Origin of the sequence: Rhizobium sp. GN54, assembly GCF_021026345.1 — a bacterium.
In the GTDB taxonomy this organism is placed as follows: domain Bacteria; phylum Pseudomonadota; class Alphaproteobacteria; order Rhizobiales; family Rhizobiaceae; genus Mycoplana.
Genome location: NZ_JAJNCZ010000005.1, coordinates 221,400 through 233,354, shown reverse-complemented (window position 1 = coordinate 233,354; position 11,955 = coordinate 221,400). Strand labels below are relative to the sequence as shown.

Below are 11,955 nucleotides of genomic sequence, written 5' to 3'. Positions count from 1 at the left end.
GCTGACGCATCCGCGACGGAACTTATGCATACACTTGCCGAATTAGATACTCGTTCAAGACGTTGCCGAAATCAGATGCGTACGGAACCCTTTATCCTGATGGAGGTTGGATTAGCCAGTTTCCTAAGGAATGTCATCTGAAATCTTGTGCTCGCAGACGCCGTGATCTTCAGCCATCCGATCCCGCAAAGGCCTCCAATATGGCGGGAAAGTGCGGAGTTGTAGAGTTGAAGCCGACCATGTACTCCCGGCAAATCATCTGCTGGAACGCGCATTGTGAACTGCCAATCAGGTTGCATCTTCCTGTTCGCGTCTCTTCGGCCGCACCGAAACATTGGAGGAAGTTTGCCCTGGCAATTGCGTGATCCATGCGTGCTTGCTAGTGAGGGCGCATTCACGCTCGCGAACCTGACTGTGCACAAAAGAGGATAGGCTCGGCAATGTCAAGAAAAGCTCTTATCACTGGGATTACAGGGCAAGATGGATCCTACTTGGCCGAATTCTTGCTGGAAAAGGGCTATGAGGTCCATGGCATAAAGCGCCGCGCCTCTTCCTTCAACACGCAGCGGGTCGATCATATCTATCAAGATCCGCACGCTTCAAATAGCCGTTTCAGGCTGCACTATGGGGATCTCACTGACAGCTCGAATCTGACGCGCGTGATTTCCGAAGTTGAGCCGGATGAGGTCTACAATCTTGGGGCGCAAAGTCACGTTGCCGTGAGCTTCGAGGCGCCCGAATACACGGCCGACGTCGACGGAATGGGGACGCTACGCCTGCTGGAGGCGATCCGCTTCTTGGGGCTGCAAAAGAAGACGCGCTTTTATCAGGCGTCGACCTCCGAGCTTTATGGACTGGTCCAGGAAATTCCTCAGCGCGAGACCACACCCTTCCATCCGCGGTCACCCTATGCGGTGGCGAAGCTCTATTCGTATTGGATTACAGTCAATTATCGCGAGGCATACGGGATGTATGCTTGTAATGGCATTCTGTTCAATCACGAATCCCCACGCCGCGGTGAAACGTTCGTGACTCGTAAGATTACGCGCGGCCTGTGCAATATCGCGCAGGGACTGGAGAAGTGCCTCTATATGGGCAATATCGACAGTTTGCGCGATTGGGGGCATGCGAAGGACTACGTTCGGATGCAGTGGATGATGCTCCAGCAAGACGAACCCGAAGATTTCGTCATTGCAACAGGAACTCAGTACTCCGTGCGAGAATTCATCATATGGTCTGCGAGCGAATTGGGGATCACCCTTCGCTTTGAAGGGGAAGGGATCGGCGAAACTGCGACAGTCGAGGCCGTAGCAGGTGACTTGGCTCCTGCGATCAAGCCGGGAGATGTCGTCGTTCGTATCGACCCGCAGTATTTCCGGCCCGCAGAGGTCGAAACCCTTCTTGGCGATCCGACCAAGGCGCGTGAGAAGCTAGGCTGGGAGCCTCAAATTACCGCGCGCGAGATGTGTGCGGAAATGGTTCAGGAGGATCTGAAGGCCGCCAAAAGACATGCGCTCCTGAAGCAGCACGGCCACGATGTCGCAGTGAGTGTGGAGACGCGATAATATGCGGATATATCTAGCCGGTCATCGCGGCATGGTGGGCGGCGCGATTCATCGACGACTGCTGTCCGCCGGGGTGCATGACGTAATTGTGAGGACGCATGCTGAGTTGGACCTGACAGATCAGGTGGCCGTTCGAGAGTTCATGCAGGCGGAACGGCCCGATGTGGTGATTCTTGCCGCTGCTAAGGTGGGGGGTATTCACGCCAATAACACTTATCCGGCTGAGTTTATTCACGCCAACCTGATGATTGAATGCAACACGATACACGAGGCCTTTCGCGCTGGTGTGACCCGACTGCTGCAACTCGGTTCGTCCTGCATCTATCCCAAGCAGGTGCCGCAGCCAATGTCCGAAGATGCGCTGTTGACGGGGGTGCTGGAGGCAACCAACGAGCCCTATGCGATTGCAAAGATCGCTGGCATCAAACTTTGCGAAAGTTACAACCGCCAGTATGGCGTCGATTATCGTTCCGTAATGCCGACGAACCTCTACGGCCCGGGCGACAATTTCCACGCCACGAATTCCCATGTTCTGCCGGCCCTGATTCGTCGCTTCCATGAGGCGAAGGAGCAGGGGGCAGAAGAGGTGGTGATTTGGGGTTCGGGGCGCCCGCGGCGTGAATTTTTGCACGTGGATGACATGGCCGAGGCGAGCCTCTTTGTCTTGGATTTGCCGTTCGACACCTATGCGCGCGAAACGCAGCCGATGCTCTCGCATATCAATGTCGGCACAGGCTCCGACGTCACGATTCAGGAACTGGCTGAAACGGTAGCTGACATCACCGGCTATAGTGGCCGGTTGACCTATGATACGACGAAGCCGGACGGGACGATGCGCAAACTGATGGACGTCTCGCGCCTTGCGAGGCTTGGGTGGACAGCGCGGATTTCCTTAGGCGAAGGCTTGAGGCAGACTTATGCGTGGTATCTAGCCAACCGCGACAACGTGCGACACTGAAGGCCGGAGGGGCATCTCTTTGGCGGCACATATAGGTCGTCGCGGCTTGGCTCGCTTTCGCAACTATGCGAGCCACTAGTCTCGTTTGTCATCTCAGCGATCCCCCGTCGGCTGCTGGAGCCGATCGGATTGGAAGCATAGGAGCAGCGTTGGCATCCGCCGTGGTGTCCAGTCCAAATTCCTATAACGGTCGTGATTTTTGGATGTGTCGGATCGATTATGAATTGCTCCGGATCGTTGTCCTTTGTTTTCAAGCTTGCTAGAAGCAAGTGCGATGCTTTGCTTGCGAAAACGATAGGTGTGGGGCGCTGAAGATTTCGCCCGTCTGATTGGTCGAAGGCAATCTTGCCGATGTGACGTCCCTGCCTCTTGAGTTGATCCTGGCTGAGTGTCGGCACGAATGACCATGCCCCAATTTTCTTCGGCCAAACTGCATGAGCAACGCTCCATCAAATCCGACGACTCGACCCACAGTCTTTTCAAAGGGCCGTTCCAGTGCAACGTCTGAAGGATGTCCCGAGGCCGATGTCGACGGTAGTCCTCCCTCTGATACCGTGCCAGCGAAACTTGATTCTGCGAAGCCGCGGCATCAGAACGCACGCATGAAGGATCTCCTGAGGCAGGTCCACGTTCTTTCGATTGAGCGCGACATGCTGCAAACCAAGCTGGACATGGCGAACTCGACGGGTGAGTTGCTTTCGACTGCGGCTCACGATGACATCGTCGCGCTTCGCGAAAACGCTGCCATACGCTTTAACGAGATTGCGGCCACGACGATTCGTCTAATTCAGGCCAATCAGCAGATCGAGCAGTTGAAGACGCTCAACAGCGCTCTTGTTGCACGGTCCGCAGAATTGGATGCCGCAAACCGGCAGCTTATACAGTTGCGGAGAACCAACAACGCTCTTGTTGGGCGATTGACTGAAGTGGAGGAGCGCTGGCCGAACCGTGTATGGGAGCGTATCGCCAAATTAACCCGAAGAGTTCGCAAGACGCTATGGATCATTGGCAAGCGAACGCTTGGAAGAGCATATGTAATCGCTAGGCGCCGGCGTGATGCGGAGGCGCTGGCGATAGTCCGTCATTCCGTCCTTTTTCATGAGAGTTGGTACCGTCGTCAATATTTGGATGTGAGGCGGACCGGATTGAGTCCAGTCGAGGACTATTTCTATTTCGGCGCGACGGAGGGGCGCAGTCCGGGACCTGATTTCGACTCAAGCGCCTATTATGAGGCCTACCCCTTCGTCGCGCGAACCGGCCTGAACGCCCTCATACATTATGAGACGGTGGGAAAGGCCAAGGGCCGTAGAATCTGGCCGGTGAAGAAGAGCCAATAATGAGTAAGAGACGTTTGAGCGCCCTGAGAAAGTCAGGGCTCTTTAGTTCTGAATGGTATCTTGAGGCCTATCCGGACGTTGCAATGCTGGGAATGGATTCGGCAGAGCACTATCTGCGGTTCGGTGCGGAAATGGGCCGAAACCCCAGCAGGAATTTCGACACCAACTTTTATCTCGAAACCTATCCGGATGTGCGTGAGAGCGGAATGAACCCATTGCTGCATTTTGCGCGCATCGGCCGTCATGAGGGGCGCCTTTACAAGAAGGTAAACCTCGAAGCCGACGCCAGTATTGTCAAGCCGAATCATTCCCGGCAGCGGCTAACAAACCTGGGCTTTTACGATGAGCCGGTTCGAGACCTCTATCACGCGCTGAAAGACAGCAGGAGTGCGCAAATCAGGGCCGCCGCGGCTCGGGAGCTTTCGCTTTGGTCGATGCGTCTGGGGACCCCGTCGGGTTATCGTGAGGCGCTCAAGCATGTTCGCATTGCGCGCTTTGAGGATGTCAGAGGCGGGTTGCGCAAGCAACTGGCGACAATTGAACTAATGTGCCTCTATCATCTTGGGGAGTTTGAGGAGGGTCGAAAGGTCTTTGAATCGGCCGCCGCTGCGGGAGAGTTGAGCGCAGATGGTATCCTTGCTTGGGCCAACTTCCAGCCCGATGCACCGTCACGCCTGGCCCAGATAAATTCCGCCTTAGAGCATTTCGGCATCCCTGTTGTATGCTTGAACTCTGACGAGCGGCTTTTGCCCTATGACCGGCTGACCATTGCCGCGCCTCATGAGCTGGCAACCATTTCCGATGGTCCGAAGGTGACCGTCCTCATGGCCGTCTACAATGCGGCCGACACGATAGCGACGGCAATTCGCTCGCTGTTTGAGCAGACCTGGAAAAATCTTGAGATCATCGTCATAGATGACTGTAGCACGGACGAGACCCGTGCGATCGCAGAAGATTTCGCGCGGGACGAGCCGCGAATACAGGTAATTTCCATGCCCGAAAACGGAGGGGCATACATTGCCCGCAATCGCGGCATTGAGCAGGCGACCGGCGAATATGTCACCCTACACGACGCGGATGACTGGTCGCATCCGTTGAAGATCGAGAGGCAAGTCCGCTTCCTTATGGAGAATCCGGACCGGTTCGGCTGCAACTCCCAGCAGGCGCGCTCGCTTTCCGATCTGCGGTTCCATCGCTGGGTGGGCGTTAGCGGGTTCATAATAACCAACACCTCCTCGTTCATGTTCCGACGGGAACCGATGCGCAACTGCCTCGGCTACTGGGACACCGTGCGCTTTTCGGCGGACAACGAGTTGATCCGGCGAGCGCAGCGCGTGTTCGGGGAGGAGGCCGTTCAGAAGCTCGCCACCGGCCCGCTTTCGTTCCAGCGGGACTCAGAAACCTCCATTATCGCTGATGACGTACTTGGCATGTCGGGAGGCATGTTTGGCGCTCGACGGCAGTATCGCGAGGCACAGTCGTTGTGGCATGAGAAGGCTGATGGGTTAAGATACGACGGCGACAAGAAGCGCTCCCCCTTTCCGACACCGGCGATCATGCGTAGCGGAAAGGCCGGCGCTGAGACGAGACACTATCAGGTGATAACGGTTTCGGATTTCCGTATCCCCGGCGGCAGCACGCGATCCTGCACTGAAGAGATTTGGGCGCAGGCAAACGCGGGGATGCAGACGGCTGTCTTTCCGATGTATCAGTACGAGTATCTCCCAGTCAGTGCCGCCATTCAGCCGGAAATCTGGAACGCGGCCAGATCCGATAAGGTTGACATCCTCTCCTATGGAGAGCGAGCGACATGTGATCTGTTGATTTTGCGATCGCCGGCCATTTTGCAGCATCGCCAGCGCTACTTGCCGACGATCGATGCACAGTTCATCAAGGTTATCATCGACAAATTGCCTATGAATGAGTCGGTAGCCGATGCTGCCAGTTACGATTTCGGCAGATGCTGCGAGCATATCCGCCAGCAGTTCCGTAGCGATGCGGAATGGCATCCGTCCAACCCATTGATTCGTGCTACATTGAACACGCTTCATCGCGACCAGATCGACGGTATTCGGCTCGCCGATGACGACTGGCGCGAGATCATCGATCTCGACGGCAGAGGCGAAGCTCCGGTGTTTCATGCCGATAATCTCGTAACCAGCCGCAATACAGCCGCTGACGCTGCCGACTTGTTGCCGACCGAAGCTCCGAGTATGGCAGATGTCTACGTCGATCTTTCGCGCGAGGCCGAACTCGGCTCCCGAGAGCGCACAGCCATCGAGGCCATGGCGGCGGGCATTCCCGTCATCCTGCCGGAATGCTGGCGGCCGGTCTTCGATGACGCCGCTCTCTACGCAGCCGAGGATACTGTTGCAGATGTCGTTCTCGCTCTCCGAGAAGATCGGGAACGGTATGACGCGCAAGCCGAAATCGCACGGCGCCATTTGAGGGAGAACTTCGGCCACTCCGCACATATCAGCCGCTTGGCCAAGGTCGGTGTCGTCCATTGAAACAGAAGAAGGTGCCAAGCAATAGCGGGAAGATTTCTCTGAACGACCTCAAGGACGTTCGGCAGGTCGAATATCACGGCGATACGCTGCCAGACGATGAAGCAATCGCCCTGAAGGTAAGCGAGGCCGGCTTCACGTTCGATTTCCTGTGGCGGCCGGCTCCTTCGAGGAACGCGCTGTTCGTTTTCTTCTCGGGTGACGCCATCCGCAGCAAGAACGACCCGCCGGTGTTTCAGCGGTGGAGTTGGGCACGGCACTTTCCAGGGAACTGCCTGTTCGTCTCAGACCCCAGCCTGTACTTGGACAAGGGGCTCGGGCTTGCGTGGTATGGAGGAACGAGCCGAATTGATCCGCTTGACATAATTTCACGGGTCATCAGACGTATCTGCGACCAGAAGAGGATCCCGATCGCAAATGTCTTTTCTTACGGCTCCAGCGGCGGTGGCTTTGCAGCCCTGCGCCTCCTGACCGTCATCGAGGAAATGGGGGCTATCGCGATCAACCCCCAGACGGTGGTCACGAACTACCGCAACGGCATGGTCGAGAAGTACCTGAGGGTTTGCTTCGGTGGCCTGAGCCGGCAGGAGGCACTGGATCAGTATCCGGAGCGCCTAAGCCTTCTGCACCATATTGAGGCGCTGAAGAGACGCCGCATCATCTACCTGCAGAACGTCCAGGATGAACACCACTATGACGTGCATTACTTGCCGTTCTGCAAGGCGATGGGTTGCGACCCGGAAGCCAATGAATCCGACGGCAACTTCCGGCGTCTACTGTTTGCCCATGAGGGAGGCCACGCCAAGGCCGAGACACCTGAAGTGTTTGCAAAGGCGATGCAAATCGCCTTCTCCAGTGACCCGGCTCCTTCAAATTGGACCGAATTCGGCTAGAGCGATTCGTAACCGGATGCAGGATATCGCATTTGGCTGAATTGTGGTTCGCTTCGCTCATGGAAGCGGAACCTCCATGGCTAGGCCGCATTTGATCGTATTGCATGCACGTATCGTCGCTCTTGCAGAAGAGTGAAGTACCTACAGCAGGAAATCACCCGCCTTGAGGTTCACGAAGCCGTCGATGTGGATGACGAAATCGGCTTTGCCGTTGCCGTCGACGTCCCCATAGACGTAGGTGTCAGCCTTCTCCTTCGTGTAGCGCAGTTCGCCGGCGCTCTTGGAGAACTTGTCTGCCCCGATGAAGGCAAATGCCTGGTTGCCGGATTTCGTCGATACCGCGTCGATGGCGGTCAGGTCGATCAGGTCCTTCGCTTTCTGCGAGAAGTCGCAGATCGTGTCGGTCTTGGCCTTTGAGGTCGAGAGGTCGGAGAGCGACTTGAACACGAACATGTCCTTGCCGGCGCCGCCGATCAGGGTGTCATGGCCCTTACCACCCTTCAGGATGTCGTTACCCCGGCCACCTGTGATGGTATCCGATCCGGTTCCGCCGTCGAGTGTGTCATGGCTTGCACTACCATAGATCGTGTCGTCGCCGGCCGCACCTTTGAGTACGGCAGGCCCACCGCGCCTAGCGTCAATGACATTCGCAAGGTTGTTTCCCACCAGGGTAGCGTTGTTGCCGATGAACCTCAGGTTTTCCACGTTCTCCGGCAAGAGATAGGACTTGCCTGAGAAGTTCACGCGAACGAGGTCGATCCCCTCGTCACGCCCTTCGATGATTTTATCGCTCCGATTGTCGATCTGATAAAAGTCATCTCCTGCTCCGCCCACGAGACGGTTTTTCCCGGACCCGCCCCCCAGTATGTCGTTGCCCGCCCCGCCCTTGAGTGTGTCGTTTCCGCGGCCTCCGAACAATTTGTCGTTCAGCGCACCACCGGTAAATGAGTCGTTCCCGTCACCGCCGGTAATATCTATTTTCTCGATATTCTTCAAAAACACCTCGGCATGGATCACTCTCGCTGAGGAAGAAAGTACAAATTTCAGATCCGGGTCGGGCTCTCCCGAAGCGGATACGTATCCGCCCAGATCGATTACCGCGCGATCGGTGCCGCTGCCGCCATCGAGAACAAGCGAATCCCCGAACTTGAGCGTGCCTTCGAAAACATCTCTGCCCGATCCGAGATCAATCGTGTTTTTGAGAGCTATGGGCGACACAACCCGTGGCCCACTCCCATGCTGATCCGCCAGATATGTGAAACGGCTCGATCTGACAACGTCGTTGCCGGCACCAGCGAAAATAGTGTTGGTGCCGGCGAAGTCTTCGATGAAGTCGTTACCGTTACCTGCATCTATGGTGTCGTCGTCGCGGAACTGCGACCAGTCTTCTTCTGAATACCGCCACCAATCCTTCGAGTGTGAAGGATCGGATATGATTACGTCGCTGCCCGAGCCTGCGGAAATCGTGTCGTTTCCCAAGCCCCCACCGAGGAAGTCGGCGCCTTTGCCGCCTTCTAGAATGTCATCGCCGTCCTCGCCGGAGAGGATATCGTCGGCCTTTCCTCCGACAAGCCTGTCATTGCCTCCGCCGCCCTGGAAGTCGTTGACATTGTCTCCGCCGGTAAAGGTATCATCGCCGGAACCGCTAATTATCGCAATCTGTTCGATATTCTTCATTGTGATGTCGGCGTTGCCGAATTTTGCCGAGGCTGACAGCGTGAGCGTGAGATTGGCTGTAAAATTGGAAAGGTTAAAGTAGGCGAAATCAGTGCCATCCCCGCCGTCGAGGGCGAGCGCATCGCCAGGCCTCATCCAGGCGTCAATACTGTCGTTCCCCGAACCAAGGTCCACAGTGTTGGAAACCGGTAGGGGTGAGGACTCGATGAATCTTGTCCCGACGAAGTCGTCGCCAGCGCCAGCGCGGATGATGTTTGTGCCCAAATAGTCATAGATGCGGTCGTTGCCGCTGTCGCCGTCTATGACATCGTCGTCCCGAAGGCGCGACCAGTCCTTGGCCGAATATTTCTCCCAGTCGCGATAATACACGTCCGAAGGGTAGCCATGGATCACGTCGTCGCCTGTGCCGCCATCGAGGGTATCGTTCCCAAATCCACCAAAGATACTGTCGTCTCCGCCCAGGCCTTTGATGTCATCCCCTTCAGAGCTGCCTCTCAGGGTGTTGCGGTACAAGTTTCCAACAATGATGGCCATATCCGTATTTTCCCTGCCCATGATGCTCTGCAGATGGTGTATTTGAAAAAAAACTAACTTCAAGCTGTAAGATTTTTGCGTGCCCTTATCGAGCCAAGCGGATATTCGCTCGTGGACCTAACTATAGGGACAACTATGTGCCCGAAATCTAAAATATACGGGCGGGTTCCACCGCGCCTGTTCGCATGAGTTTGCCCTGACAAGGAAATATCGCGTCTTTCTGCCTTCGATGGAATTCGCGGAATTCAAGGCTTGCGGAAAGACCGCTCTCCCTTTCTCACGTACATACCCCCACCCTTGACACGCCCCGCATTCTCGCCGATGACTTCCCCCGGCCATTCGCGGGTATGATGTAATGGTAGCCTGTCAGCTTCCCAAGCTGAACGCGCGGGTTCGATTCCCGCTACCCGCTCCAGCCTCCTTTGCAGCCTGTAGAACGTCGTGGAATGGCAAAAGCAGATAGGTGTTTCCTGCATCCGGTTCGCTCGCTACATTCCTCTGCGGTCAACCGCGAACGTTAGACACCAGCCCTACGGGGCGGGAACAGAGGTCCCGGGAGCCGCCTGTGGACCAGACGTGCTGGGCCGGTGTGCGGTCTTGTTCCAGAAGAAGGGATCGCGGCGCAGTTCGGCCACGGCGCGCCAGGCGGCAACGGACATCAGCATCCAGTAGCCGGGGACGAGAACCCAGCGCCAGCCGATCGCCCGGCGCTCCCGCGCGCGCATCGGCGCCCATCCCAGCGCGATGAAGATCGCATAGCTGCCGAAGATGTTCGCAACGTCGACGGCAAAGAGCGACAGGGCCAGCGGGCCGGCGACGAAGGGGCCGTCGGACGCCATCCTGACGATGACATGGACGACATAGGCGAGAAGGAGCGGATGGGCGAGCGCGGAGAGCAGGAGCCCGCCGATCAGGACCTGGAAGGCGGCGAACGGCAGCAGGCCCATTTCGCCCAGGAGCAGGCCGGGCCTGCGCATCAGCACAAGCCAGGTCTGCAGCCAGCCCTTGAACCAGCGGGTCCGCTGGCCGAGCCAGGCACGGACGTCTTCCGGCGCGTCCTCCAGCGTCGGCCGTCGCAACGTGGCGCACCGGTAGCCCATCCGGTGCAGCCGCATGCCGAGGTCGGCATCCTCGGTGACATTATAGGGATCCCAGCCGCCGCAGGTCCTGAGAACGTCGGTGCGGAAATGGTTCGACGTGCCGCCGAGCGGCATCGGCAGCCGCCGGGCGGCGAGAAGCGGCAGCAGGCGACGGAACAGGCCGGCATATTCCAGCGAGAACAGCGCGCTGATCCAGGATGCCCGCCCGTTGGAGATGAGAAGCGGCGCCTGCAGGCAGGCGAGGTCCGGCGGTGCCGCACGGAAGCTGGCCCAGGCTTCGGCAAGCTGTCCGGGATGCGGCCGGTCTTCGGCGTCGTAGACCGCGAGATAGGACCCGCGTGCCGCCGGCAGGGCATAGGCGAGCGCCCGCGGCTTCGTCCGGGGACGGCCGGGCGGCACTTCGACGATTTCATACTGGGCCCCGAGGTCCAGCTGTCGCAGCGCCGCGAGCGTCCCGGCGTCGTCGCACTCGCAGATCAGCTTGATGTCGAGGCGCGAGCGGGGCCAGTCGAGCCGGTCGAGATGGCTGACGAGTTGCGGGACGACCTCCGCCTCGCGGTAGAGCGCGACGAACACCGAATAGACCGGCCTGGGCCCTGCGGGCAAAGGGGCAGGGGGCGCCGTACCCTTGGCCTCCACACCGAAGAGAGCGGTGAGCCGGATGACGAGCGCTGCGACGAAGAGCATGCTGAGGACGAGGTGCAGGGCCAGGACGGCGACTTCCGGCGCCAGCATGGCGGTAAAGAGCGCAGTACAGATGGCAGCCCCGGTGTAGAACCCCTGCCGCCCCCAGAACGTCACGCGGGCGCTGAATTCCGGTGCGGTCTCGAACAGGCTTCCCGTCGTCTCGCGCACCCGTCGCACCGCGCCCGCCCGCCACACGGCCTCCCGCAGGGCCCGCGGCGTGGTCACGGCCAGCATCGCGCGCAGCGCCGGTTGCCGCGAAAGGGTTGCCTGCAATAGCTCCATCCGCCCGGCCGTCGGTACGATCGCCGTGACCGGCGGCCGGCTGCCGGAGGAAAGCCGTACCATCTGCGGCTGCAGCAGCTGGCTATCCAGCCCCGCCATGTCGACGACGCGGCCGGCGTCGATGCCGGGCAGGAACGGCAGGCCGAGCATCTCCGCAAGTGCCTCGTAGTAGATGTCGCTGCGGACCGGGCCGGAGGCAATCAGTTCGGCCTCCAGGCTCGTGCCGTTCACCATCGCCTTGAGCAGGAGCTCCGAAATCAGTGGTTTGCCGAAGCCGAGCCGGCGCAGGAGCCTCGCCTCGTCGAGAAGCTCGGGACGGAGCGTCGGCCTCTCGGAACACGTCGCGCCGGCGTCCACGGCAACAGGGATTGCGGTGGAAATGGTTCTTTGATCGGGATAATCTGCCAGTCGCATG

General features: G+C 58.3%; 7 protein-coding genes and 1 tRNA gene. 6 read left to right on the top strand and 2 right to left on the bottom strand.

Annotated features, from left to right (window positions below; all coding sequences use genetic code 11):
- The first annotated feature begins 440 nt into the window (after window positions 1-440).
- The 5 genes from gmd to LQK81_RS15965 all read left to right on the top strand — a co-directional run bounded on the left by gmd (window position 441) and on the right by LQK81_RS15965 (window position 7,260).
- Window positions 441-1,565, top strand: coding sequence for a GDP-mannose 4,6-dehydratase (gmd, locus tag LQK81_RS15985; protein ID WP_230807358.1), 1,125 nt, complete (start codon window positions 441-443; stop codon window positions 1,563-1,565).
- A gap of 1 nt (window position 1,566) precedes the next feature.
- A complete protein-coding gene (gene fcl, locus LQK81_RS15980) occupies window positions 1,567-2,523 on the top strand; it encodes a GDP-L-fucose synthase (RefSeq protein ID WP_230807357.1) in 957 nt (318 codons plus the stop codon).
- A 602-nt stretch (window positions 2,524-3,125) separates the two neighbouring features.
- Window positions 3,126-3,860, top strand: coding sequence for a hypothetical protein (locus LQK81_RS15975; protein ID WP_230807356.1), 735 nt, complete (start codon window positions 3,126-3,128; stop codon window positions 3,858-3,860).
- Window positions 3,860-6,370: a glycosyltransferase family A protein gene (locus LQK81_RS15970; protein WP_230807355.1), complete on the top strand. Its 2,511-nt coding sequence runs from the start codon at window positions 3,860-3,862 to the stop codon at window positions 6,368-6,370. The genes LQK81_RS15975 and LQK81_RS15970 overlap by 1 nt, the downstream gene beginning before the upstream one ends.
- Window positions 6,367-7,260, top strand: a complete 894-nt coding sequence (locus LQK81_RS15965) for a hypothetical protein (RefSeq protein ID WP_230807354.1) — start codon at window positions 6,367-6,369, stop codon at window positions 7,258-7,260. The genes LQK81_RS15970 and LQK81_RS15965 overlap by 4 nt, the downstream gene beginning before the upstream one ends.
- Window positions 7,261-7,401: 141 nt before the next feature.
- Here LQK81_RS15965 and LQK81_RS15960 read toward each other — a convergent pair whose 3' ends face one another.
- On the bottom strand, window positions 7,402-9,471 hold the full coding sequence (locus LQK81_RS15960; protein ID WP_230807353.1) for a calcium-binding protein: 2,070 nt from the start codon (window positions 9,469-9,471) through the stop codon (window positions 7,402-7,404).
- A 341-nt stretch (window positions 9,472-9,812) separates the two neighbouring features.
- On the opposite strand from LQK81_RS15960, the gene LQK81_RS15955 reads away from it, so the two are divergent.
- Window positions 9,813-9,886, top strand: a tRNA-Gly gene (locus LQK81_RS15955).
- A gap of 115 nt (window positions 9,887-10,001) precedes the next feature.
- Here LQK81_RS15955 and LQK81_RS15950 read toward each other — a convergent pair.
- Window positions 10,002-11,954: a glycosyltransferase gene (locus LQK81_RS15950; RefSeq protein ID WP_230807352.1), complete on the bottom strand. Its 1,953-nt coding sequence runs from the start codon at window positions 11,952-11,954 to the stop codon at window positions 10,002-10,004.
- Window position 11,955: the final 1 nt, after the last annotated feature.